General features: G+C 75.5%; 18 protein-coding genes. 7 read left to right on the plus strand and 11 right to left on the minus strand.

What is annotated here, in order from left to right; genetic code table 11:
* The first annotated feature begins 27 nt into the window (after positions 1-27).
* From BI06_RS13460 to BI06_RS13485, 6 genes are all read left to right on the plus strand, one after another.
* Positions 28-3,441, plus strand: coding sequence for an adenylate/guanylate cyclase domain-containing protein (locus tag BI06_RS13460; protein WP_051740972.1), 3,414 nt, complete (start codon positions 28-30; stop codon positions 3,439-3,441).
* Positions 3,438-4,322 (plus strand): S8 family serine peptidase, encoded by an 885-nt coding sequence (locus BI06_RS13465; protein WP_037780981.1) that lies wholly within the window; start codon positions 3,438-3,440, stop codon positions 4,320-4,322. Before BI06_RS13460 ends, BI06_RS13465 begins: the two co-directional genes overlap by 4 nt.
* Positions 4,312-4,965, plus strand: a complete 654-nt coding sequence (locus tag BI06_RS13470) for a GAF domain-containing protein (protein WP_233290142.1) — start codon at positions 4,312-4,314, stop codon at positions 4,963-4,965. The genes BI06_RS13465 and BI06_RS13470 overlap by 11 nt, the downstream gene beginning before the upstream one ends.
* Complete coding sequence (locus tag BI06_RS13475) at positions 4,958-6,061, plus strand: RimK family alpha-L-glutamate ligase (protein ID WP_051740975.1); 1,104 nt, start codon at positions 4,958-4,960, stop codon at positions 6,059-6,061. Before BI06_RS13470 ends, BI06_RS13475 begins: the two co-directional genes overlap by 8 nt.
* Before the next feature lie 530 nt (positions 6,062-6,591).
* Positions 6,592-7,773: an MFS transporter gene (locus BI06_RS13480; RefSeq protein WP_043468270.1), complete on the plus strand. Its 1,182-nt coding sequence runs from the start codon at positions 6,592-6,594 to the stop codon at positions 7,771-7,773.
* Positions 7,774-7,907: 134 nt separating this feature from the next.
* On the plus strand, positions 7,908-8,807 hold the full coding sequence (locus tag BI06_RS13485) for a Gfo/Idh/MocA family protein (RefSeq protein ID WP_043469467.1): 900 nt from the start codon (positions 7,908-7,910) through the stop codon (positions 8,805-8,807).
* Between the two features lie 79 nt (positions 8,808-8,886).
* On the opposite strand, the gene BI06_RS13490 is transcribed toward BI06_RS13485, so the two are convergent.
* The 10 genes from BI06_RS13490 to BI06_RS13535 form a co-directional block, all read right to left on the minus strand.
* Positions 8,887-9,822: an NAD-dependent epimerase/dehydratase family protein gene (locus BI06_RS13490; RefSeq protein WP_043469468.1), complete on the minus strand. Its 936-nt coding sequence runs from the start codon at positions 9,820-9,822 to the stop codon at positions 8,887-8,889.
* A 130-nt stretch (positions 9,823-9,952) separates the two neighbouring features.
* Entirely contained in the window at positions 9,953-10,411 is a 459-nt protein-coding gene (locus tag BI06_RS13495; RefSeq protein WP_030395714.1) for a hypothetical protein, read from the minus strand.
* Positions 10,412-10,689: 278 nt separating this feature from the next.
* Positions 10,690-12,066, minus strand: a complete 1,377-nt coding sequence (locus BI06_RS13500; RefSeq protein ID WP_043468272.1) for a M14 family metallopeptidase — start codon at positions 12,064-12,066, stop codon at positions 10,690-10,692.
* Positions 12,067-12,203: 137 nt separating this feature from the next.
* A complete protein-coding gene (locus BI06_RS13505) occupies positions 12,204-13,457 on the minus strand; it encodes a VWA-like domain-containing protein (protein ID WP_043469469.1) in 1,254 nt (417 codons plus the stop codon).
* Between the two features lie 71 nt (positions 13,458-13,528).
* On the minus strand, positions 13,529-14,755 hold the full coding sequence (locus tag BI06_RS13510) for a MoxR family ATPase (protein ID WP_043468274.1): 1,227 nt from the start codon (positions 14,753-14,755) through the stop codon (positions 13,529-13,531).
* Positions 14,756-14,882: 127 nt separating this feature from the next.
* Positions 14,883-16,196: a hypothetical protein gene (locus BI06_RS13515; protein WP_043468277.1), complete on the minus strand. Its 1,314-nt coding sequence runs from the start codon at positions 16,194-16,196 to the stop codon at positions 14,883-14,885.
* Between the two features lie 169 nt (positions 16,197-16,365).
* On the minus strand, positions 16,366-17,130 hold the full coding sequence (locus BI06_RS13520) for a hypothetical protein (RefSeq protein ID WP_043468280.1): 765 nt from the start codon (positions 17,128-17,130) through the stop codon (positions 16,366-16,368).
* Positions 17,127-18,527, minus strand: coding sequence for a hypothetical protein (locus tag BI06_RS13525; protein WP_043468281.1), 1,401 nt, complete (start codon positions 18,525-18,527; stop codon positions 17,127-17,129). The genes BI06_RS13520 and BI06_RS13525 overlap by 4 nt, the downstream gene beginning before the upstream one ends.
* A 252-nt stretch (positions 18,528-18,779) precedes the next feature.
* Complete coding sequence (locus BI06_RS13530) at positions 18,780-19,958, minus strand: hypothetical protein (RefSeq protein WP_030395721.1); 1,179 nt, start codon at positions 19,956-19,958, stop codon at positions 18,780-18,782.
* Positions 19,955-21,520, minus strand: a complete 1,566-nt coding sequence (locus BI06_RS13535; protein ID WP_233290197.1) for a hypothetical protein — start codon at positions 21,518-21,520, stop codon at positions 19,955-19,957. The genes BI06_RS13530 and BI06_RS13535 overlap by 4 nt, the downstream gene beginning before the upstream one ends.
* Before the next feature lie 507 nt (positions 21,521-22,027).
* On the opposite strand from BI06_RS13535, the gene BI06_RS13540 reads away from it, so the two are divergent.
* Complete coding sequence (locus BI06_RS13540; protein ID WP_051741281.1) at positions 22,028-24,229, plus strand: M4 family metallopeptidase; 2,202 nt, start codon at positions 22,028-22,030, stop codon at positions 24,227-24,229.
* Positions 24,230-24,560: 331 nt separating this feature from the next.
* Here the strand turns inward: BI06_RS13540 and ddaH are convergent, their stop codons facing one another.
* The gene (gene ddaH / locus BI06_RS13545; RefSeq protein ID WP_043468285.1) at positions 24,561-25,379 is read right to left on the minus strand and encodes a dimethylargininase; all 819 of its coding nucleotides are present in this window, start codon (positions 25,377-25,379) and stop codon (positions 24,561-24,563) included.
* Positions 25,380-25,595 lie beyond the last annotated feature (216 nt).

A 25,595-nucleotide genomic window follows, 5' to 3' on the forward strand; every position in this document is an offset into this window, starting at 1 on the left:
CGCCGGTCCCGCCCCCGAGGACCGGTCGTGAGCTGCACCGCGTGCGGACACCGCACCGCCGAGGCCGACCGGTTCTGCGCCGGCTGCGGCACCCCGCTCGCGGCCGCCGCGTCCCCCGCTCCGCCCCCGGTCGTCGCCGAGCCGCGCGAGTCGCGCCGCAAGGTGTCGATGCTCTTCCTGGACGTCGTCGGCTCCACCACCCTCGCCGAACGGCTGGACCCCGAGCCGCTGCGCCGCGTCATGGACCGCTACTTCGCCAGCTGCGGCGCCTGCATCGCCGAACACGGTGGCGTGGTGGAGAAGTTCATCGGCGACGCGATCCTCGCGGCCTTCGGCGCCACCGTCGCCCGCGAGGACGACGCGCTGCGCGCCGTCCGGGCCGCCACGGGCGCGCTCGCCGCCCTGGCCGGCCTCACCGCCGAGCTCGCCGCCAAGTACGGGGTCGAGCTGGAGGCCCGGGCCGGGATCTGCACCGGCAATGTCGTGGTGATCACCCGCCCGGGGGACGACTTCCGGGTCGTCGGCGACTCCGTCAACACGGCCGCCAGGCTGCAGACCGCCGCCGCTCCCGGCGAGGTGCTGATCTGCGCCGACACCGCCGCGATGGTGCGGGCGCAGGTCGGCATCGAGCCGGTCGAACCGCTGCGACTGAAGGGCAAGTCCCGTCCGGTGCCGGCCTGGCGGGTCACCGCCCCGGACGCGACGGCCGACGAGCCGGCCCCGGTCACCCCGTTCATCGGTCGGACGGACGAACTGGCCGTGCTCGAACGCGGCTACCGGCGGGCCAGGGAGCGGCGCGAGGTGTGCCTCGCCACCGTGCTCGGCGCCCCGGGCATCGGAAAGTCGCGCCTGGTCCGGGAGTTCCTCTCCGGGCTGCCGGACGGCGAGGCGCTGGTGCTCGCCGGGCGCTGTTCCGCCTACGGCCGGGGGATCACCTACCGGCCGCTCGCCGAGATGCTCGGCTCGCTGCCCGGCGGTCGGCCCGAACTGGTCCGGCTGCTCGCCGAGGACGCCGCTTCGGCCGGGCCGCCCGACAGCGCGGACGGTCGCGCGCGCCGCCTGGTGACCCGCACCCTCGCCGCCGTCACCGACCCGGCAGAGCCCGGCAACTCCGCCGAACCCACCGACCCTGCCGCCGTCACGGAGCCCGCCGACCCCGCCGACCCGCCCCCCGGACAGGTCGGCGTCGAGGACATCGCCTGGGCCGTGCGCCACCTCCTGGAGGTGCTCGGCCGCTCCCGTCCCGTGGTCATGGTCTGGGAGGACCTGCACTGGGCGGAGTCGACCCTGCTCGATCTCGTCGACGAGATCGCCACCTGGCTGCGCGACGTGCCCGTCCTGCTGCTCTGCGTCGCCCGCCCCGAGCTGCTCGACCAGCGCGCCGACTGGGGCAGCGGCAAGCCGTGCGCCACCACCGTCGACCTCGGGCCGATGAGCGAGGAGCAGACCGCCGCCCTGGTCGGCGGCCTGGCCCAACGCGGCGACGTCCACGCGCAGGACCTCCGGGTCGACGAACAGCGCGAACTGACCGGCCGGGTGGTCGCGTTGTGCGACGGCAACCCGCTCTTCGCCGAACAGCTGATGGACGTCTTCGCCGAGACCGCCCCCGGCACCCATGTCCCGCCCACCGTCCAGGCCCTGCTCGGCGCGCGGCTGGACCGACTCCCGGCCACCGAGCGCGGACTGCTGGAACTCGCCGCCGTGGTCGGGCGCGAGTTCAGCCGCGGGCAGCTGCGGGCGATGGCCGAGGCCGACGGGGTGGTGCCGACCGCCGCCGACGAGGCGACCGCCCGACTGGCCCGCCGCCGGGTCTTCGAACCGGGTCCGGCCGCCACCTACCGCTTCGCCCAGGCGCTGCTGCGGGACACCGCCTACGAGTTCACCCCGAAGACCCGGCGGGAACGCTGGCACGACTTCCTCGCCGACCGGTTCTCCCGCGCGCACCCGAAGGACCCGATGGCGGTCGCCTACCACGTCGAGGCCAGTTGGCAGCTGCGCCGCCAACTGCGTCCGGGCGACCGCCAGTTGCCCGTTCTGGCCGGAGCGGCGGCCGGGACCCTGATCGCCGAGGGGACACGTGCGCTGGCCCGCAAGGACCTCCCCGCCGCCGTCCAACTCCTCGAACGCGGCCGCGCCCTGCTGCCGGTCGGGGACCCCCGGCACATCGCGCTCGCGCTGCACGTCTGCGACGCGGGGATCTGGCTCCAGGACGAGACCCGGTGCCGGGCCGCGCTCGACGCCGCCGAGGCCGCACTTCCCGGCAACCCGCGCGCCGCGGCGACCCTCGCCGTCCAGCGCGGGATCGTCGCGCTCCGGCTCGGCCTCGCCCCGCCCGCCACCGTCGCCGCCGACGCGGACCGCCTCACCGCGCTGCTGGAGCACGACCCGGGCGACGACCGCAGCTGGTCCCGGCTCCACCAACTGCGCGCCCACCTCGAACTCGCCGCCGAGCGCACCGCCTCCGCCGAGACCTCCTTCCGGCTCGCGCTGGCCCGCGCCCGGGCCCTCGCCGACAGCTACGAGGAGGACCGACTCCTCTGCGCAGTCTGCGAGTTGGCCCAGTGGACGCCCACCCCGGTGGCCGCCTCGCTGGAGCTGTGCGCCCTGCTCGGCCGACGCTTCGCCGCCAACCGCTCGCTGCTGATCCCCGTGCTCGTCGCCCGCGCCCACCTGGAGGCGCTGGACGGGGACGTGGCCGCCGCCCGCCGCACCCTCGCCGAGGCGCTCACGTACTCCCACGACGTGCACACCGACCTCGCGGACGCCGTCGTGCTGGACGCGGCGGGCTTCGTCGAGTCGCTGGCCGGGGCCCACGAGGTCGCCGAGGCCCGCTACCGGCAGAGCCTCGGCGTGCTGCGCGCCGCCGAGCACGCCCCGGACACCCGGACCACGGAGGTCGCCATCGCCCGCGAGCTGTTCGCCCAGGGCCGGACCGAGGCCGCCGCCGCGGCCCTGGCCGCACTCGACCCGCCCGACGGTCCGGACCGAGGACCCGGCGGCCGGGACAGGGAGCAGGACGGCGAGCGGCCCGACGGCCAGGACGACGGACCGGGCGACCAGGACGGCGGGAACCCGCGCGCCCGGCTGGGCGCGACGGCGCTGCGCGGCCGCCTCGCCTCCGCCCGGGGCGACCACACCGAGGCGGTCGCCGCCGCCACGGCGGCCCGCCGGCTGAGCGAGGGCTCCGACGACCCCTGCCTGGTCGGGGAGACGCTGTTCGATCTGGCGATCGTGCTCCGCGCGGCCGGCCGGGCCGGGCGGGCGACGGCTGAAGGGACCGAGGCTTTGCGGATGTTCGAGGCCAAGGGCGCCGCGCTGCCCGCCGGACGGGTCCGCGCCTGGCTCGCCGCCGGGGGGACGGGCACCACCACCAGCACCGGAACACCCGAGACACCCGAACCACCCGCCCCGCCCGGCGCCGAGGACGGTGGCCGGCGATGACCGACCTCCAGCTCCCGCCCTGGCGCCGCCCGCCGCGCGACCACTTCCCCGGAGTGCCCGCCTGGAGCATGCCGGTCTCCGTCGTGCCCCAAGAGCCCTTCGACATCAGCCCGCTCGGCGGCCACCTCACCCAGGACTGGGCCTGGGGCGGCGCCGACGGCTCGGGCGTGCGGGTCTGCGTCCTGGACAGCGGCGTGGACGCCGAACACCCGCTGGTCGGCGGCCTCGACCGGGCCATGGACGTGGTGCGCGCCGAGGACGGCACCCTCACCGTCACCCCGACCGAACCGGGCGACACCGCCGGCCACGGCACCGCCTGCGCCAGCGTCATCCGCTCCGTCGCCCCCGGCGCGGCGCTCACCTCGGTCCGCGTCCTGTCCGGCGGCCGGCACGGCAGCGGCGCCGCCCTGCTGGCGGGCCTGACCTGGGCCATCGAGGAGGGCTACGACGTCATCAACATGAGCCTGTCGACGACCAAGGCGGAGTTCTGCGACGCACTGCGCGACCTCTCCGACTCCGCCTACTTCCGCCGCTGCGTCATCGTCGCCTCCGCCCACAACATGCCGGTGCGCAGCTACCCGTGGCCGTTCGCCTCGGTGATCTCGGTCGCCAGCCACGACAGCCCCGACCCGATGACCTACTACTACAACCCGTCACCGCCGGTGGAGTTCTACGCCCGCGGTGTGCGGGTGCCGGTGGCCGGACCCGGCGGTCGCCAACTGCTCAGCACCGGGAACAGCTTCGCGACCCCGCACATCGCGGGTATCTGCGCGCTCATTCTCAGCAAGCACCGCTCGCTCACCCCCTTCCAGCTCAAGTCCGTCCTCTACCTGGCCGCTGAGAACGTAGCCGTACCCGATGGAGGTGCGCGTGTCGACTGACCCGTTGGAGAGTGCCGAGCTGCGGCAACGCAGACTGCTCCAGTCGATCGTGGAGGTTGCCCGCAGTGTGTTCGGCGCGGCCGCGGCCTCCGTGCTGCTGGTGGACGAGGCCGACGGCGACCTCGTCTTCGAGGCGGTGGCCGGGGAGGGGGAGCACCACCTGCTGGGCAGCCGCTTCCCGGCCGGCACCGGTATCGCGGGCTGGGCGCTGATGACCGGCCAGCCGGTGGTGGTGGACGACGTGGCGGACAGCCCGCAGTTCGCCCGCTCGGCCGCCGAGTCCACCGGCTATGTGCCGAGCAGCATCATGGCCGCCCCGCTGATCTGCGACGGCGACTGCATCGGGGTGCTGTCCGTGCTGGACCGCGACAGCCGTCCGCGCTGCGACCTCGGCGACATGGCCTCGCTCGGGCTGCTGGCCACCGAGATGGCCACGGTGCTGGAACTCCTCCTGACGCTCCGCTCCGCCGCCCCGGACCCGGTGGCGGCGCCCGCGCCGGGCAAGCCGGCGGCCTTCGACCTGGCGGTGCTGCAACGTGTCGCCGACCGCCTTCCCGGCGCCTCGGACCATGTGGCCGCGACCGTCGGCAAGCTGCTGGCGATGGCCGACGACCTGCTCGACACCGTCGACGCCGATGCCTGACCGCCCCACCGGAGCACCCTCCCCGCGACCTCCCCGCCCGCCCCGACCGCCCCGCTCACCGTTCCTCGCCCAGCTCGACGACCCCGCCCGCACCCTGGACGCGCGCCCGCGCCCGGCCCCGTGCGTCCTGCTGCTCAGCCGCGCCTGCGACACCGACCTCGACCCGGTGCGGAACCTGCTCGCGGGCGCGGGCATCCGCACCGCCCGCCTGAACGCCGAGGAGCTCGGCGCCACCTCGCTGACCATCGCCCCGGAGGGCCGCACCGTCCGCCTGAACGGGCGCGAGCTGATCCCCACCGTCACCTGGATCCGCCACTTCGCGCCCACCGCCCTCGACCCGGCCGCGTTCGACCCCACGGCCCTCGACTCCACCGCCCTCGGCCCGGCCGCCCCGGTCGCGGACGTCGCCGGGACGCCGCGCGGCGCCTTCCTCCGCGACTCCTGGCAGGCGGCGGCCGCACAGCTGGCGGCGATCTCCGGCACGGCCGTCCGCCCCGACCGCCCCGGGGTGCTCTGCCAACTGGACCTCGCCCGCCGGCACGGGGTCGCGGCGCCGCGCGCCGTGCTGACCACCGATCCGTATCTCGTGCGCGACGAGTTCGACGGCCCGCGCGTGGTCGTCAAGGCGGCCGGCCACCACTTCGTCGAGCCGGTCCCGGGCCGGCTGCACGGCATCTTCCCGACCGTCCTCGACCGGGCCGACCTGGCCGGCGGCCCGCGCCCCGGGCCGCCGGTGATCGTCCAGGAGTACGTCGAGCACGAGGCCGAACTGCGGGTCTACTTCGTCGGCGGGCAGCTGCACGCCTTCGAGGTCACCAAGACCGCCCCGGCCGACCCCTGGACCGCCCCCGACCGGCTCGGCGTCCGCGCCCTGCCGTCACCCCCGCCGGACGTCGCCGCCGCGACCCGCACCCTCGCCGCCGCGATGTCCCTGCGCTACGGCGCGTTCGACTTCCTCCTCAGCGCCGGCACCCCGGTCTTCCTGGAGGTCAACCCCGACGGCGACTGGCGCTGGGCCGAGCGGCGCACCCGCACCACCCCGGTCACCCTCGCCGTCGCCGCCATGCTGGCCGCCCTGCACCGGGCCGCCCTCTGACGGCGTCCGGTCCGGCCCGAGCCCATTGAGCCGCTGGGCGGAGCGGGGGGTGTGGGCGGACGCCGACGGGGTAGCCGAGCGGTGTCAGCGCCTCCGACTACGGAGAGGAACGACCGACCGTGGGAATCCCGCCGAACGACCCCGTACCGCCCAGCCCCACCCCGCCCCCGGGACCGGGACCCGCGCCTGGTCCGGGCCCGCTGCCCGGTCCGGTGCCGGGCCCCGGCGGGCCGGACCCGCTGCCGCCCCGCCCGCTGCCGCCGGTGTCCGACCCGCCCCCGCCGCCCGCCCCGCGCCCCGACCCGAACCCGGGCCCAGGACCCCTGCCCGGGCCGGGCCCGACCCCCGAACCGGTCACCCGCGCGCTTGCGGCCGGTCACTCGCCGCCGCACCTGTAACCCGGACACCGTCGGCCTCGGCCCCGATCACCGTCGGCCACCGCCCCGGCCACCGCCCCGGCCTCCGCCATTCGGCGGAGGCCGGCCGCCGCCGGGCCGCCACCGTCCCGCCGCGGCGCCTACCGTGGGCGGATGACCGACCGTCGGACCGGCTACCTCGGCGCAGCCGCCGCCTTCGCCGTCTGCATGGCGGGCACCACCCTGCCCACCCCGCTGTACGGGCTGTACCAGGAGGAGATCGGCTTCTCCGAACTGATGGTGACGGTGGTGTTCGCCGTCTACGCGTTCGGGGTGATCGGGGTGCTGCTGCTCGTCGGCAACGTCTCCGACAGCGTCGGCCGCCGTCCCGTCCTGCTCTGCGGGCTCGCCCTCGCCGCGGGCAGCGCCGTCGCCTTCCTCGCCGAGGGCGGACTGCCGCTGCTCTGCCTGGGCCGCCTGCTGTCCGGACTGTCGGCGGGTCTGTTCACCGGGACCGCCACCGCCTATGTGCTGGAACTCGCCCCGCCCGACCGCCGGGCCCGGGCCGGGTTCGTCGCGACCGCCGCCAACATGGGCGGCCTCGGCTGCGGCCCGCTGCTGTCCGGGCTGCTCGCCGAGTACGCGCCGGAGCCGCTCGTCCTGCCGTTCGTCGTGCACCTGGTGCTGCTGGCCGCGTCGTTCGCGGTCACCTGGTTCCTGCCGGAGACCGTCGACGGCGCCCGGCCGCTGCGCACCGCCCGGCCGCGGCGACCGTCGCTGCCGCCGGAGGTCCGCGGGGTGTTCGTCCCGGCGGCGATCGCCGCCTTCGCGGGCTTCTCGCTGCTGGGCGTCTTCACCTCGGTCACCCCGGCGTTCCTGGGGCAGAGCCTGGGGATCCACAACCACGCGGTGGTCGGCCTGATCGTCTTCACGGCCTTCCTCGCCTCCACCCTCGGCCAATTGCTGGTGCCCCGGCTGGGCACCGCCCGGGCGATCCCGCTGGGCTGCCTGGTGCTCATCGCGGGCCTCGCCCTGCTGGCCGCCTCGCTCGCGTGGGAGATCCTCGCCCCGCTGGTGCTCAGCGCCCTGGTCGGCGGCGCCGGGCAGGGCATGGGCCTGCGCGGGGCGGTCGGGGAGATCGCCGGCGCGGCCCCCGCCGAACACCGGGGCGGGGCCCTCTCCGCGCTCTTCGTGGTCGCCTACTTCGGCATCTCCGTCCCCGTCATCGGGGTCGGCCTGCTCGCCGAGCCGCTCGGCCTCGCCGACGCGGGCCTGGTCTTCGCCGCCTGCATGGCCGTCCTCGCCGCCGCCTCCGGCGCCTACCTGCTCCGCCGCGCCCGCTCCCGTCCGGCCTGACGTCGCGAAACCTCCCGGTGCGGCCCGGTACCGGGTTCGTTCCGCCCGGGGCCGGTGCATAGGGTGGGGGCGGTAGAAGCCCCAGCGCACCCCTGGAGATCCGGATGAGTCCGACCGCCGAGCCCGACGTCCTGCTGCCGGTCGGGGTGATCGGCCTCGGGGACATCGCCCAGAAGGCCTACCTGCCGGTCCTGACCGCGCTGCCCGGCCTGGACCTGCGCCTGATGACCCGGGACGGCGCGAAGCTGGACCGGATCGGCGACACCCACCGGATCCCGGCGGAGAAGCGGTTCACCGACCTCGGGCAGCTCATCGGCAGCGGGATCAGGGCCGCCTTCGTGCACGCCGCGACCGACCAGCACGTCCCGATCGTGGAGCAGCTGCTGACGGCGGGCGTCGACGTCTACGTCGACAAGCCGCTCGACTACACCCTCGACGGCTCCCGCCGCCTGGTGGACCTGGCGGACCGCACCGGCCGCTCCCTGATGGTCGGCTTCAACCGGCGCTTCGCCCCTGCCAACGTCCAGGCGAAGGAGCGCCCGCGCGACCTCGTCCTGCTGCGCAAGAACCGCGAGGGCCTGCCCGAGGCGGCGCGCCCGCTGGTCTTCGACGACTTCATCCACGTCGTCGACACCCTGCGCTTCCTCGTCCCCGGCGACATCGAGCACGTCGACGTCCGCGCCCGGGTCCGCGAGGGCCTGGTCGAGCACGTGGTCCTCACCCTGGCCGGCGAGGGCTTCACCGCCCTCGGCATCATGAACCGGATGTCCGGCTCCACCGAGGAGATCCTCGAGGTCTCCGGCGGCGACTCCAAGCGCGAGGTCCACAACCTCGCCGACGTCGTCGACCACCGCGGCCAGCCCACCGTCCGCCGCCGCGGCGACTGGGTCCCCGTCGCCCGCCAGCGCGGCATCGAACAGGCCGTCCTCACCTTCCTCGACGCCGTCCGCACCGGCCGGACCCTGGACGCCCACGACGCCCTGCGCACCCACGAACTCTGCGAACTGGTCGTCGAGCGCATCGAAGCCCTCTGACACCACCCCTGCCACGTACCGCAGCCCCGCACCGGGACGTCCTCCCCGGTGCGGGGCTGCGGCGCGCGGTGCCGGGGAATCAGGCCGACAGGCGGTCGCGCCACCAGGTGAGGGTGGTGCGGAGCTGGGTGTCGAGCGGGGTGGGGCGGGTGGTGAAGGCGGCTTCCCAGGCGGTGGCGTCGACGACGAAGGGGCGGTCGAACTGGTAGCGGGTCTCGCGGAGTTCGCGCAGGAGGGGGGTGACGAGGGCGGCGAGGGCGAAGACCGTGGGGTTCAGGCGGCGGACGGGGACGGGGGCGACGCCGGCCTCGGTGGCGAGGAGGTCGACCATGCGGCGGATCGGGACGGCGGGCGCGGTCGGGGCGTGCCAGGCGCGGCCCCAGGCGCGTTCGTCGGTGGCGGCCTCGGCCAGGGTGCGGGCCACGTCCGGGAGGTAGGTCCAGCTGTGCGGGGCGTCGGGGTCGCCGAGGACGCTGACCGGCTTGCCGGCCAGCAGGCGGGGGACGACGCGGGCGGCCAGGTGGCCGCCGTCGGTGACGCCGGGGCCGAAGAAGTCGGAGGCGCGGACCTCGACGGCGCGGATGCGGTCGGCTTCGTGGAGGGCGCGGGCCTGCTCCCAGAGCGAGGCCCGGAGGCGGCCCTTGGGGCCGGGGGCGGCGAGCGGGAGGTCCTCGGTGAGGGGGCCGTCCACGGGGCCGTAGCCGTAGAGGTTGCCGAGCATGACGAGCACGGCGCCGGTCGCCTCGGCGGTGGCGAGGAGCGAGGCGTGCAGGGGCGGCCAGTCGGCCGTCCAGCGGGGGAGCGGCGGTGCGGCGCAGCTGTGGATCGCGGCTGCGCCGCGGGCGGCCTCGGTCAGCCGCGCGGTGTCGGTGGCGTCCAGGGCGAGGTGCTCGATGCCGGGCTCGGCCGGCCGCCCGGAGCGGGTGACCACCCTTACCGTGTGGCCCTGTTCGGCCAGCAGTCGTGCCGTGGCCGCTCCGGCCGGTCCGTGTCCGACGATCACATGAAGACTCACCGTCACACCATAGAGGTCCCGGACCAGGGAGAACGCGCTCGGGGTGGGCGCGGTCGGGGGCGCGGGCGGGGCGGCCGCGCGGCCCGGCCCCGGTGGGGGCCGAACCGCGCGGGTGGGACCGGACGGGGCGTCAGCAGGGCACGAAGGCCGAGACCGTCGCCGTCGAGGGCGGCCAGCCGCCGTTGTTGACGCTGAAGCTGGACGTCACCGTGTTGCCGCAGGGCACGGTGAGCAGCAGGTCGCCGACGGTGGCACCGCCGGCCGGGATCAGCGCGGTCAGGTTGAGGGGCGGCTGCGGCGGGAGGGCGGGGGTGGAGCCGGTGATGGTGAAGCCGACGTTCTGGGCGACCCAGGCCGGGTCGGTGGTGGCGACCTGGCCGTAGAGGCGGACGTGGGTGCCGCTGACCTCGATACAGGCGCGGGTGCGCAGGAAGCCGGGCGCGCCCGGGGTCCCGCAGGTGACGGTGCCGGTCGGACCGGCCGGGCCCACCGGGCCGGTGGTGGCGGCGGTCGCGGTGGGGGCCAGGCCGACGGTCAGCGCGGCGAGGCCGGCGGCGCCCGCCAGGGCGGCGGTGGTGAGGCGGTTCATGGAGCGGTTCCCTCCCTCGTGCGGCGCGCCGGGTGTGGAACCCGACGTGCACACTGTGACATGTCACATTCCTTGGGGGGATCTTTGCATTCCGGATGACGATCCGTCCGCTCCTGGGGCGGTGCGGGCCGGTTCTGGCCGGTGGGTGCGCGGGTTTGGCCGGAACGGAGTGGCATGCACCGGTTCGTGGGCGAGGGGAGGGGCGCGAAGCCCGGTCGGCTCTCCCCGGGGAGAGCCGACCGGGCTTCGCGCTTTCGTCAACCGGCCTCAGTGGTCGTTCAGTTGGCGATCCCGCAGTACTGCTGCTGCTTGCCGATGGCCCGGTAGACGCAGTCGGCGGTCTCCAGCAGCCGCAGCACCGCCTCCCGGTTGCGGCTGGTCTCGCGCCCGATCACCTCGTCCGGCGGGTAGAAGCCGGCGCTGCCGTTCGGCCCGGGGTACATCTCGAAGGTGTAGGCGAACACCCGCTGGGTGCCCCACAGCCAGTCGTCGATCGAGCCGTCGGTGATGTAGAGGTCGCTCGACTGCTCCGGCGTGTAACCGTTGGTGGAGGCCATCGAACGGCCGAGCGTGGCGAAGGTGTTGTACTCGTCGGCGGTCATGCCGGTGGTGGTGTTGGCGGTGGTCCAGCCGAACGGCCAGAGCACCAGCTCGCTGTAGGTGTGGAAGTCGATCGCCGCGGTGATCTGCTGCTTGCCGCCGACCACCCGGGTGCGGACGAAGTCGGCGACCACCTTGGTCTCCTTGGCGGACTCCGCCGCGCTGCCCCGGTAGGTCTCGCTGGAGGTGGAACCGGAGGAGCCGCCGCAGCAGCCCCACTTGTAGTTCCAGTTGCGGTTGAGGTCGGTGCCGACGTTGCTGCTGCCGGTGTTCGGCTGCCGGTCCTTGCGCCAACTGCGGTAGCGGCCGGTGGCGATGTCGTACTCGCCGCCGTCCGGGTTGAGGTCCGGGACCACCCAGATCTCCCGGTTGTTGACGACATTGGCGATCCGGCTGTCGGTGGCGTACTTGTCGCCGAGTTCGTGCAGCAGGTAGAGCGACATCTCGACGGTGAGGTGCTCGCGGGCGTGCTGGTGGGCGGTGAAGAGCACCTCGGGTTCGTTCTCGTCGGTGCCGACGTTGTCGCTGATCTTGACGGTGACGATCGGCCGGCCCTCGTACGAGGTGCCGATGACCCGCTTGCTCATGATGTCGGGGTGCGCGGCCACGACGGCGTCGATGTCGGCGGCGGCCTCCGCGTAGTTGTGGTAGCCGGAGTCGGCGGACGGGAAGTCGTACAGCGCGGCGCCGGACTCGGCCTGCCCGGCGGGCCCGTCGCCGTACCGGGGGCCCGGCAGCGGGACGGGGGACCAGCCGAGCGCCCGCAGCCGGGCGGCCTCGGCGGGTGTGGCCGTGACCGTCACCGAGTCGGCCATGACGGCGTCGACCGAGGCTCCGGTGGCGGCGACGGCAGTGCGTTCGGCGACGGTGCGGGGGCCGTCGAGGCGGTACTGCCGGGCGGAGTCGGCGTCGCCGGCCGAGGCGGCGGAGGCGACGGAGTCCGGCTGGACGGCGGCGGCCGGGGTGACGGCCTGGATGCTGAGCGGGGTGGCGAGGGCGAGCGCCAGCAGGACGGCGGTGGCCGTGGCGGGCTTCCCTCGGCGGGGCAGTCGCATGACTGTCCTCCTGTGGGGGGTCCGTAGGGACGGAACATTGGAGGAGATGCGGCGCCGCGAGGTTGATGGTGCGTCAATGTCATGCTTTCGTCAAGGAGTTGGGGGCGCGCCGAGCCCGAAAGGGGGCTCGCGGCCGGTCAGTACGGGTCGCCCGCCGCCGACCCGAGCGTCACCACCCGGGCCCAGCCGGGCGGCTCCGGCCGCCGGTACTCGGTACTGTTCTCGCTCCACCGGCCCGGTCGGCCGAACAGGCCCACCACCGTCCGGCAGGACGGCTGCGCGGTCGGCCAAGGAGTCTGACCGTCCGTCAGCACCACGACGACGTCCGGCCGGGGCCAGGTCCGCAGGGCGGTGGCGAACCCCTCCCGGAGGTCCGTCCCGCCGCCGCCCACCAGGGCGATGTCCCCCTCCCGGCAGAGCCGTTGCGCGGTCTGCGCGGCCGCGTCGCAGGACACCACGGTGACCAGGTCACGGCGGCCGCCCACGGCCCGGACGATCTCCGCGACCTCCAGCAGCGCGCCGCCCAACTCGGCGTCGCTGACCGACCCGGAGGTGTCGACGACCACGGTCACCCGTGGCGGGCGCCGCCGCAGGGAGGGCAGCACCGCGCCGGGCAGCGCGGCCGACCGGCGGGCCGGGCGGCCGTACGAGTAGTCGCCGCCCGAGCCCGGGCCCGACACCGCCGAGCGCACCGCCGCGCCCAGCAACTCCCGCCACCGCTGCGGCGGGTGGAACGCCTGCTCGGCCCACCGCCGCCACCCGGCCGGTGCGTCGCCCGGCCGGCCGAGGATCCCCTGCGCGACCCGGAACCGCACCGCGTCCCGCTCCTGCGGGCTCAGCCCGTGCGCGCCCTCCGGCCCGAGGTCCCAGCCGCGGACCAGGCCGTCGGCGCCGCTGCCGCAGTCCAGCCAGGCGAACCGCTCGGTCAGCGGCCCGAGTCCGAACTGCCGGAGGTAGTCCTCCATCAGCCGGCCGTCGGACAGTTCCAGGTCCCCGGGCAGCACCGCGCCCGCCGGCCGGACCAGCCCCTCGCCGTAGATGTCGTCGTTGATCTCGCAGTCCGCGGCGATGTTCGTCCGCAGCCGGTCGGCGACGCTGTGCAGACCGCGCTCGCGGGCGACCCGGTCGCCGCGTCCGTGGTGGTCGCGCAGCAGGTGCGACACCTCGTGCACCCAGACGCCCGCCAGCTCCTCCACCGGCATCAGGGCGACGAACGACGGCGAGACGTAGCAGCGCCAGTGCTCGTCCACGGCCATCGTCGGGACGTCGCGGGACTCCACGACGTGCAGGGCGAACAGCGCCGTGGCCAGGTAGGGGCGGACGCGGACCGCGTGCAGCCGGGCGGCGTACAGCTTGTCGACGTCGAGGCGGCCGGCCCGCGGCGCCCTGATGCCGTGGGTGTCCTGCCTGTTCCGCGTGGCCCGTGGGAGCGGTACCGGCACCGGGACCGCGGACGGCGCGCTCACCGGCGGGCCCCGTCGGCCGCCGCGACCCGCGCCACCGCGCGGTCCGCCCGCCGCGACAGCGCGACCGCCCCGGCGAGACGGTCGATCGTCGCCGGCACCTCCCAGTCGGCCTGCCGCAGCGCGGCGAGCATGGTCGCGGGGACGACCGCGACGTCCGGGGCCCCGCTCTCCACCGCCCGCGCCAGCAGCGCCCACGCCGCGTCCCAGCGCGCCCGGTCCGGGCGGCGCCGGACGGCGTCCACCACGCCCTCCAGGGTGGCCTGCCGGAGGTCCCCGCGCTCCGGCAGCACGGCGGCGGCCGGGTCGGCGAGCAGCGCCTCCGGGTCGGGGAGGTCCATCCGGTCCATCGCCGCCATCAGCTCCAGACCGGGCCCGTCCCCGACCGTGCCCCGCACCAGCAGCGCCAGCACCTCGCGCGAGGCCCCGGCGGCGGTGGCGAAGGCGATCAGCCGGACCGTCATCTCCCAACTCCGGGGCGACGGCCAGGCCCCGCCCCGCTGCGCGTCGTTGCCGGGCAGCCGGTGGACGAGCGCCGGGCGTACGGCGAGGAGTTCGCACACCGCGCGGCGGGCGAGGGCCACCGCCTCCGGCAGCCGCGCCGGGTCGAGCTCCGGCAGCACGGCGCGCGGCCAGGTGCCGCCGAGGCCGCGCACCACCACCTCGTGGTCGTGCTGCCACGGCAGATGGACGAACCGGTTGGCCAGCGGCGGGCTCAGCTCCCAGCCGTCGGCCGCCGAGGAACGGGGGTTGGCGGCCGCCACAATCCGGACCCCGGGCGGGAGTTGGAGGGAGCCGATGCGGCGTTCGAGCACCAGGCGCAGCAACGCGGCCTGGACGGCGGGCGGCGCGGTGGAGAGCTCGTCCAGGAACAGCAGGCCCCGGCCGGACCTGACCAGCCGGACCGCCCAGTCCGGCGGGGCCATCGGGACGCCCTGCACGGCCGGGTCGTCGCCGAGCACGGGCAGCCCGGCGAAGTCGGAGGGCTCGTGCACGCTCGCGATGACGGTGGTGAGCGGCAGGCGCAGGGTGTCGGCGAGTTGGGTGAGGGCGGCGGTCTTGCCGATCCCTGGTTCGCCCCACAGGAGCACCGGCAGGTCGGCGGCCACGGTGAGGGTCAGGGCAGCCAGCCGGTCGTCGGGGCGCGGTTCGGTGGTGGTGGCGGAGAGCAGCTCCAGGAGCTCTGCGGCGACGTCGAGTTGGGGCATCGGGGCAGCAAGAGGCATGTGGTGGCGTCCTTTCGGGAGACAGGCAGGGCGGAAGAAGGCAGGGCGGAAGAAGGCAGGGCGGAAGAAGGCAGGGCGGAAGACGGCAGGGCGGAAGACAGGCAGGGCGGGTCGAAGCGGGGTGGCGTCAGCGCGAGCTGGCGTGCCGCGGGTGGGCGCGGTGCTCCTGCGGCCGCGGCCAGGGCCCGGGCGGCCGGAAGTGGTCCGTCCGGCGCGGCGCAGGGTCGGCGAGGCCGGCCCGGAACAGGCCGTGGGCGACCCGCCGTTCGGCGGCCTCCGCGAGCGCGTCCCGCAGGGGGCCGGTGCGCAGCGTGGCGTCCGGGCCGAGCAGGGCCTCGACGGCGGCCAGCGCTCCGGCGGTGTCGCCGTGGTCGAGGCGCGCGCGGACGTCGGCGAGGCTCTCCGGGTTGCGATGGGCGTCGTCGATGGTCTGCAGGCAGGGCAGCGGGGTGCCGGTGAGTTCCATCAGCAGCTCTTCGCGGCGGATTTCGTCGGGACGGTGGTCGAGCGCGGTGAGCACCCCGTCGACCAGGCCGATCCGGTGGAGGCTGCTGCGGCACCGTACGACGCGCGGTCGGCCGGGGGCCGGGCCGGGGTCGGCCGGTGGCGCGGCGGCGGTGGGGGCGAGGGCCGCGGCGACCAGCGGATGCAGGCCCTCGGGGCCGATCAGCCCGGCCCGGAGCAGCTCCAGATCGGGAGGCACCCGCACCGCCGCGTCGGGCAGCAGGGGGAGCGGGGCGGGGAGGACGGGCGGCACCGTCTGCCCGCCGGTGCCCGTACCGACCACCACCTCGCGTGCTCCGAGCCGCACCCGCACGGCCCCTTCGCCGTCGGGGCGGCCCTCCGCGCGGAGCAGGATCCGGGCCTCGGCCGCCCACCGCTCGGGGCCCCCGGAGCGGAGCGGCAGTTCGCCGCTCCGGCCGGCGTCCCAGAGGTGGCGGTGCAGGTCCAGCCGGAACCGCGCACTGGGGTGCGGATGCGGGTGCGACGCGTCGGCCGGATGTTCCGGCGCCCGTCCGTGGGCGGGCCGGCGGGCTGCGGTGCCGTCCTGGAGGGCGAGGCTGAACCGCTGTCCGCCGCTCGCCCGGCCCGGCGGCGTGCGCACCACCAGGTGCACCGCGCCGTACCTGGCGAGCGAGAGGGTCAGCCCGGGCCGCAGCAGCCCGACCGGCGCGACCCTCGGCAGGTGCCAGCGCAGCAGGTCGGGCGCCAACGCCCGGAGGTCACGGCGGAGTCGGTCGGCCAGCTCGCCCCCGTGGCGCCGGGCGGCGGACCGCAGATCGAGGTCGACATCGACCCGGGCGGCGGCACACGCCCCGGCCCAGTCCCCGGCGAGGCGCCGGGCTGTCGCGGTTTCGATGACCGAGGCCGGCACGGCGAACTCGCGCACGTGCAGCCAGAAGGAGAGTCGGGGATTCCCGGTCGCGAGGTGAGCGCTCATCAGCACTCACCTTGCGTGGACCGGACCCCCACTTCGTGAGGAGCGGAAGTCTTCATCGGCCCGGAGCCTAGCCGCCCCGGGCGCCCGAGCGCCACAGGTTTCACGACCGGGGCCGTCTACCGCCCCCGCGCGCCCTCGCCCGCCGCGTCCGGTCCGGCTGTCCGGTCCGTCAGGCGACCCGGTGGCCGGTCCGCGGAAGGCGTTCGGTCTCCGCCCGGGCCCGTGCAGCCGCGGCCCCGTCGGCCTGCGGAAGGCGTTCGGTCTCCTCCTCGGCCCGGGCGTCGGTTGCCGCCCCGGCCCGGGCCTCCGTACCTGCCCCGGCCGCCGGCGGGGCCGCTTCGTCCGCGAGCAGCGGGATGCCGTTCCGCAAGGCCACCGCGCCGGGCAGGTCGTACCGGCGGCTGCGCTGGACGATCTTCTCCCGGTCCACCGTGAGCGCCCCGGTGACGGTGCAACGTCCCGCACGCAGTGCCACCAGACGGGCCCGTCGGACCACCGCGACGATGCCCGCCAGCTCGATGACGAGCGTCAGCTCCATCCGGACCGAGCCGACCGGAGTGCCGTCGACGAGCAGATCGACACGCGGGCTGTTGGCCGAGGTGATGCGGTGGTCGGCGAGTGCCACGACCTCCTCCGACGCGGGGTCGGCCCGGGTGCGCCGGGCAGCCGCGGTCAGGGCGGTGTACCGGGACCAGCCGGCGGCGGCGAAACCGAACAGGTCGCGCCCGAGCTGGCGGTCCAGCGCGGTGGCCACCTCGCGCTCGACGACCTGCCCGGCCGCGCCGGTCAGCCGCGGGACACCGTGCAGCAGGGTGCCGACGGTGCCGTGCTCGTGCAGGGACTCGGTGAGCGCGTCGACGGCGCTGCCGGGCGTGTCCGCCCCGAACAGCAACGCCCGCGCGGTCGCCGGATCGGTGAGGGTGGCGGTGGTCATGGCTCCTCCTCCGTCGTTCCCCCCTCCTCGGCACCGGTCTCCCCGGCACTGACCTGCCCGCCGGTCGGCCCGACCCCGGGCGTCTCCTCGACGCGCTGCGTACCGGGGTCCTCCCGGCTCTCCAGCCGGACGGTGCGGCCGGGCCCGGCCGGGTCGTCCGTCTCGGTGACCAGCGGCCGCGGCGGCGCACCGGCCACCGGGGCGACCGCGACGTGCGCCGACGCCCAGTGCGGTCCCCGCCGCCGGCCGAGCACGTAGGTACCGGCGAGGGCGGCGAGCACCACGGCGCCGCCGGCCGTCGAGCCGACCACCAGCGCGGTGGGTGCCGCGTCTCCGCCGCCCGGTCCGGGAACCACGTCGGCGGCCAGCACCTCGAAGTCCGTGGACCCGGCCATCGCCGGACGGTCCGGGCAGACGGCGCGCAGCCGGTAGTGCCCGGGCCGGGCGTCGCCGGCGACCCGGGTGGTGACGGTGAACCCGTCGCCGGTGCCGGTGCCGACGCGCTCCCACACCACGCCGTTCCAGGTCAGTTCCGCCTCGGTGCCGCGGCAGGCGTAGCCGCTCCCGGTGAGCACCACCTGCTGCCCGGGACGTCCACTGCTCGGCTGCGCCCGCAGGACGGCTCCCGCGCCCGCCGGGGTGCCGGCCGACGTGTTCGGCGAGTCGTCGGGCGTGGCCTGCCCGGTCAGCGGTCCGGCCGGACTTCCGGTGCTCGTGGGGGTGAGAACGGTGAACGTCGCCGTGGTGTCGTGCTCCGCGGACGGGTCGCAGGCGGCCTCCACCGGGTGGGTGCCGGGCGGGGCGTCGGCGGCCGCGGTGACCTGCTGATCGAAGGTGCCGCCGGGGGCCTGCACCCGGCCCAGCTCGCGCTGCTCCCAGCGCAGGACGACGGGCTCACCGGCGGGGCAGGAGAATCCGGTGCCGCGCGCCCGGAAGGTCGTACCGGCGGCGCCGCTCGCCGGGTCGAGGGTGAGGACGCCCGGCGGCGCGGGGTCGACGGTGAAGGTCGCGGCCGCGGTGACGTCGAAGGGGCCGCGGAAGTTCTGGGTGTCGGGCGCCTTGACGTTGGGCCCGGGGTAGGCGCGGCAGGTGGCCGTGACCTGGTGCGGGGCCGGACGGGCGTTCGCCGGCACGGTGAAGGACGTGCTGATGCTTCCGTCCGGCCGGATCGAGGGTGTTCCCAGGTCGGCGCCGTCGTCCCACCGTAATTGGACGTTCTTCGTGTCGGGCGGACAGGCGCCGAATCCCGTTCCGTCGACCGTCACGCGGGTGGTCCCCGCGGTCCCGTGGCCGGGGGACAGCCGGAGGCCGGCGTCGGCGTGAGCCACCGGTGCGAGCAGCAGCGACCCCACCGCGACCACGGAACTCAGCAGCGCCGGGGCCACGACCCGGCCCACCGGTCGTCCGGTTCCCCTTGGCATCGCCGGCCGCCCTACGGGCGGGTCCCGTCGTCCGGGGACCGGTTCGCACGGGTGCGGGCGGGGGCGTCGCGGTCGTCCTCGGCGGAGGATGCGCACGGCTGTCGGGTCATCGCCGACCGTCCTTCCACGAACCTTCTCCCATCATCGCCCCACGCCCGCTCACGCACCATGCCCGGGGCACGGCGGAGGCAGGTGCGGTGGCAGGGCGGCGCCGGGACGGGACCCGCCCTACTGGCGCGCGGCGCGGCGGTAGTGGTCCAGGACGTCCTGGCGCAGCAGGCTCCCGAAGCCGGCGCCTTCGAGGCGCAGGCCGAGCTGGGGTTCGGTGAGGCCGAGCGCGGTGGCGGTTGTCGGCAGGTGCCAGTCGTGGGCGGCGAGGCGGTCCAGCAGGTGGCCGCGGCGGACCTGGGCCTCGGAGAGGCGGAAGGTCTTGAGGTAGGCGAGCCGGCCGTGCTCGTCGGTGATCGCCTCGCCGATGTGGTTCTCCTGCTTGGGGCGGAACTCCGGCCGGAACCGGTCGAGGCGGAAACGGCCCAGGCGGCGCACCGTCCGCGACCGGTAGTCCGGGTCCAGCAGGCCGCCGGCCATGGTGTCGTCGTGGAAGGCCGCCCAGGCGCGCTCCTGGCCGTCGACGGCCGCGCGCAACTCGGCCGTCGAGTTGATCGGACCGGCCGTGCGCAGGTCGGCCCGGAAGTCCGGGACGGGGGCGGACAGCAGGGCGTAGTGGTGGATCAGCTCGCCGAAGAGGTCGAGCAGCAGGGTCCGGTGCAGCGCCCGGTAGTCGTCGGGGTGCGGGACGACGAAGGCCGCGGCGAGCGCGTCGGCCACGTACACGACCAGGCCGCACTGGCCGGGGTGGATCTCGAAGACCCGCAGGGCGTCGGCGAGGCCGCGGACCCGGTCGCCGGCGTACGCCTCCTCGGCGCGCGGCGAGAGGCCGTTCCGCAGCGCGCGCTCGGAGTACTCCTCCCAGGCGATCGACGGGCCGCCGAAGTGCAGGGAGAGATAGCCCTCCAGGGCGAGGTGCAGCGGCAGGAAGCGCAGCCGGGTGCGGTTCTCGCGCTTGGCGATCCGGCGCGGCACCCGGACCCGGACCCGCTCGGGCGGGGTGCTCGCGGTGATGGCGGAGGGGGTGTCGAGCCGGGTGCCGTAGGCGGCGGCGGGGGTGCCGTCACGGGTCCAGTCGGCGACGAAGCCGTGCGGGACGAAGGCGAGGTAGTCGGTGCGGGGGCCGACCGGGACGGCGGTGTACTCCGGCTCGTAGAGCTCCTGGTGGAGGCGGAGGTCCTCGATCGGCTCGGCGCGGACCAGGGGCACCAGGCGCACGCCGCCCCACACCTGGGCGGGACGGGTGTCGAGGCCGGTGAGGTCGAGGCGGAACGCCGGGGCGGCCGGGGTGGTGGTCATCGGACGGTCTCCTCAGCGGTCTCGGTGGCGGCGGTCCCTGTGGTCCCGGCGGTCCCTGTGATCCCGGCGGTCCCGGTGGATCCGGTGGATCCGGCGGCGGGGGCCACCGGTCCGCGCACCGCGCCGTCCGCCGCCAGGAACCGCTCGGTGCGGGCCGCCAGGTGCGCCGTCAGCTCCGAGAGGTCCGTCCGGCCCTCGGCGAAGCGGGCGAACTCGACCAGGGCGGGCACGTCCTCGGCGTCGCGCAGCCCGGCGGTTGGCACCGTCGGGGCGAGTCGGCGGACGTCGAAGCCCTCCGCGTCGTACACCGGGTTGAGGTGCACGATGCTGGTCCGGTGCTCCGGGTCGAGCCGGGTGCGCCACACCCGCAGCACCTCGGCGGCCAGCCCGGGCGGGGCGTTGTCCCAGCCGTCGGAGACGATCACCAGTCGCTCGGGCGCGGTGTCCAGCGCGTCCAGGATGCGGCGCCCGAGCGGGGTCGGCCCGGCCGGGCGGGCGAGCAGCGCGTCGCCGTGCCCCGAGGTCCACAGCGCCGTGTACTCGCCGGCCAGCGCGGCCAGCAGGAAGTGGCAGGCGAGCGCGGCGGCGAGCGGCCGGCGGCGCTTGACGCCCGAGCCGTACGCGGACCAGCTGTCGTCGAGGACGGCCGTGACCCGGCCCCAGCTGCCCTCCTCCGCCCCGGCCGCGCGCACCGCCCGGCGCGCCGCGCCCCGCAGGGCGTCGGTCAGTTCGGCGCGGCGGGCGGTCCGGTCGGCGGGCGGCAGGCCCAGCACGTACGAGGCGAGCCGGGTGAGCGGCATCCGGGCGAGCGCGGCGGCGTCGGAGGTGACGGCGGTGGCGCCGAGCGCCCGGGCGGACTCCTGCAGGCGCAGCCGCTCCAGGGCCGTCAGCCGCGGTTCGATCTTCTTCAGGAAGGCGGCCCGGGGGATGCCGTGGCGGTTCGCGAAGCCCTCCGCGACGGTGTACGGCAGTTCGTAGAGCGCGCCCTGCTCGTAGTGGGCGCGCCGCCAGGCGTCCAGCAGCGGCGCGGTGTACTTGGGGCGCCGGCGCGGGGCGTACAGGAAGTCGCCGGTCTCCTCCGCGACGGGGCGCAGATGGGTGTGGCGCAGCGCGAGCTTGAGCCCGGCGCGGTACTTGACGGCGTCGAGGGCCTGGTCGGGGCGGGTGGCGAGCCAGTCGCGCAGGATCGCCCGGGTGCGGCGGTTGTTGACCTTGGCCCGGCGCAGTTCGCCGATCAGCCGGTAGACCCGCTGCGGCGGCAGCAGCCGCAGCCGTCGGGCGATCAGCCGGCCCTCGGTGCGGCGCTGCTCGTCGGTGGCGTCGCGGGAGGTCTCCAGCAGGCGGCGGACGATCAGGGCGGAGTTGTGGTCGTTGATGTCGAGGGCGAGCGCGGCGGCGTACGGGCCGCGGTAGTTGACGAGCATGTACTCGTGCAGGAAGTCGAGCGAGAGCTGCTGCTCGGCGGCCCCGCCGTGGAACTCGCGCTGGCCGGTGCCGGTGATCGCGGCGTTGACGAACACCAGCACGTCCTCGGCGGCGACGAGGTCGCCGTACGTCTCCACAAGGACCGCCCCCGCGTCTGTCACGCTGCTGAGCAGCACCGGTACGGCGCCAGTCGCCCATCCGGTCCTCGGATGCTATCGGGACGAATCGGATGAGCCAACCCGGTTTCGCGGCCCGCACGACCGGCCGCGGTTGCCGTGACGGACGCGGCCACGAGGAGGGCACCGGGGCCGCGTTCCTGTGAATGCGCCGGTGCGGGCAGCCTTCGGTCGTCGGCGGAGCATTTCGGCCAACTTGCAGTGCCGTTGATGACATGCCCTCACCAAAAATGGCACTGTGTACCGTCCCGCCGCCGAGGCCCTGGCAGTCGCCCGGGCAGCGCGCCGCGCGGCGAGTACGCCGAAGGCCGTTCCAGCCAGTCGAACCACCAGCTCTACCGGGCGGTGCCCCTCTCGACCGCCCGGCTGACTCCGGCCGCCTGAACCCGGCCGTCGCAGAAGGAGTTCCGTGTGACTCGATTCCGCAAGAAGTCCGTCCCCGTGAGCGCGTTGATCGCCGGCGCCGCGATGATCGTGGCCGCCCTGCCCGCCGGTGTCGCCTCCGCGGCGGACGGCCCGAGCGGGGCGCCCGCAGGGGAGCGGGCCTTCGCCGGCGCACTGCCGGCCTCCCTGTCGGCCGCGCAGCGCGGCGCCCTGCTGGCCGCCGCCGACGCGAACAGGACGAGGACGGCCGCCGCGCTGAAACTGGGTCCGAAGGAGGCCCTGGTCGTCCGGGGCGTCACCAAGGACGCGGACGGCACCGTGCACACCCGCTACGAGCGGACCTTCGACGGACTGCCGGTGCTCGGCGGCGACCTGGTCGTGCACACCGCCCGCGACGGCTCGAGCAAGGGCGTCACCCGGGCCACCGGTGCGGACATCGCCGTCGACACCAGCCCCGAGGAGAGCGCCGAGGCGGCGAAGGGCCTCGCGCTCGCCGGCGCCGCGGGCGCGAAGGTGGCGGGGGCGGCGGCCGGCGACGCCCGCAAGGTGGTCTGGGCCGGATCGGGCACCCCGCGGCTCGCGTGGGAGACGGTCGTGACGGGCACCCAGGAGGACGGCACGCCCTCCGAACTGCACGTCGTCACGGACGCGAACTCCGGCAAGAAGATCTTCGAGTACCAGGGCATCGAGACCGGCCTGGGCACCAGCAAGTACTCCGGCCAGGTCACCATAGGCACCTCGGCGGCCGACGGCGGCGGTTACGCGCTGACCGACCCCACCCGGGGCGGCCACAGCACGTACGACCTGAACGGCACCAGCTCCACCAGGACGCTGTTCACCAACCCGACCGACACCTGGGGCGACGGCACCGTCGCCAACCGGCAGACCGCCGCCGTGGACGCCGCCTACGGCGCCCAACTCACCTGGGACTACTACCAGACCGTCCACGGCCGCGACGGCATCAAGGACGACGGCGTCGGCGCCTACACCCGGGTGCACTACGGCAGCAACTACGTCAACGCGTTCTGGTCCGACACCTGCTTCTGCATGACGTACGGGGACGGCGCGGGCAACGTCAAGCCGCTCACCTCGATCGACGTCGGCGGCCACGAGATGACCCACGGCATCACCTCCGCCACCGCCGGCCTGATCTACGGCGGCGAGTCCGGCGGCCTGAACGAGGCGACCTCCGACATCATGGCCGCCGCCATCGAGTTCTGGGCCGGCAACCCCGAGGACCGGGGCGACTACCTGGTCGGCGAGAAGATCGACATCCGGGGCGACGGCACCCCGCTGCGGTACATGGACAAGCCCTCGAAGGACGGCAAGTCGCGGGACGCCTGGTCGGCCGACCTCGGCACCGTCGACGTGCACTACTCCTCCGGCCCCGCCAACCACTGGTTCTACCTGGCCTCCGAGGGCAGCGGTGCCAAGACCGTCGACGGGGTGGCCTACGACTCCCCGACCTCCGACGGCCTGCCGGTGACCGCCATCGGCCGGGACGCCGCCGCCAGGATCTGGTACCGGGCGCTCACCACCTACATGACCTCGTCCACCGACTACGCCGCGGCCCGCACCGCCACCCTCCGGGCCACCGCCGACCTGTACGGGCAGCTCAGCGCCACGTACATGAACGCCGCCAACGCCTGGGCGGCGGTCAACGTCGGCCCGCGCGTCGTCGACGGCCTGCTCGTCGACCCCGTCGCGGACCAGGTCACCGAGGTCGGCGCGCCCGCCGAACTCGAGGTCAAGGCCATCAACTTCAACCCCGGCGCCGTCACCTACCACGCGACCGGCCTCCCCGACGGCGTCCGGCTCCACCCGGTCACCGGCCGCATCACCGGCAACCCGGCCACGGCCGGGACCTACACGGTGACCGTCACCGCCAAGGCCTCCCACAACCGGCAGCTCTCGACCACGTTCGCCTGGAAGGTCTCCCGGGGCATCTTCGCCAACGCCACCGCCGTGCCGATCCCGGACGGCGGCCCGGCGGTCTTCTCGGACATCGCCGTCGACCGGATCCCGGGTGCGGCGCCGAGCGACCTCAAGGTGGCCGTGGACATCAAGCACACCTGGCGCGGTGACCTGGCCGTCGACCTGATCGGCCCGGACGGGACGGTGTACTCGCTGAAAAAGGCCAGCGTCGGCGACTCGGCCGACAACGTGCTCGAGACCTACACGGTGGACGCCTCCGCCCAGCAGGCCAACGGCACCTGGCGGCTCCGGGTGCAGGACATGTACCGCATCGACTCGGGCCGCATCGACAGCTGGAGGATCATCTTCTGACCGCGTCACCGCCCGGGTGCTCCGGCCGGCTCACCCCGCCGGCCGGAGCACCCGGGCGCACGCACGTCACGGCCCGGACGGTCGGGCGTACCGCTGCGGAACCCGCGCCGCCCGGTGACGGTCGTCGTAGTTCGGACGGCCGGCCGGGGAATGGGGGTACGAACTGCGAATCATTGCGGTAGAGGCACATTCCGGAAGTCGCACCGGAGTCCCGCGGCCGGCCGCAACGACAGTAGCACCGGGTGGTGCGGGGGCCGCATCCGGTTTTCCGCCGGCCGCCCCCCCGCACGCCGTCCGCTACCGGGTGCCCCGGGCGCTCGGGCCGGGCCCGTCAGGCCGGGGCGGCGCGCAGCTCCAGGGTGCAGCACTTCACGCTGCCGCCCGCCTTGAGCAGCTCGGTGACGTCGATCCCGATCGGCTCGAAGCCCCGCTCCCGCAGCCGCGCCGCCAGCCCGACCGCCGCCTCCGGCAGCACCACCCGGCGGCCGTCCGAGACGGCGTTGAGGCCGAACACGGCCGCGTCCTCGTCGGTGGCGAGCACGGCGTCCGGGTACAGCCCGGCCAGGGTGCGCCGGCTCTCGGGGGAGAAGGCGGCCGGGTAGTACATGACCTCGTCGTGGTCGAGCACCGCGAGCGCGGTGTCCAGGTGGTAGTAGCGCGGGTCGACCAGCTCCAGGGTGACCACGGGGCGCCCGAGGACGCGCTCCGTCTCGGCGTGCGCCCGCCGGTCCGTGCGGAAGCCGGTGCCGGCCAGGATGCGGTCGCCGACCAGCAGGTAGTCGCCCTCGCCCTCGTTGGTGAACTCGGCCCGGTGCACCGCCCGGTAGCCGCGCGAACGGAACCACTCCACGTACGCCGGCGCCTCGTCCGCGCGCTCCTGGTGCCGGAACCGGGCGACCAGGGCGGTGCCGTCGACCACGGTCGCGCCGTTGGCCGCGAACACCATGTCGGGCAGGCCGGGCAGCGGCTCGATCAACTCGACGGTGTGGCCCAGCTCCTGGAACAGCGCGTACAGCTGCTCCCACTGGGCGACGGCGCGTTCGGCGTCGGTCGGCTTCGCCGGCTCCATCCACGGGTTGATCGAGTAGTCGACCGTGAAGTGCGTCGGACGGCACATCAGGTAGTGGCGCGGGCGGGCGGTACGGGACACGGGCGGTGGACTTCCTTCCGGCGGGGTGGTGCGGGAGGGACCGGACGGGTGCGGGGTGCGCCCCGCCGGTTGCCCCGAGCGTGCCGGGCGCGGCGATCGCGGACATGGCCGCGACATGCACGGTGATCGGACGGCGGCGGTCCGGCCGGGGTCGGCGTGCCCGGCGGCGTCGGCGCAGGTCGGGGAGCCGCAGGCCGGGGACGGCGCCGGACGTCC

This window comes from Kitasatospora sp. MBT66 (assembly GCF_000710405.2).
Lineage (GTDB): Bacteria > Actinomycetota > Actinomycetes > Streptomycetales > Streptomycetaceae > Kitasatospora > Kitasatospora purpeofusca.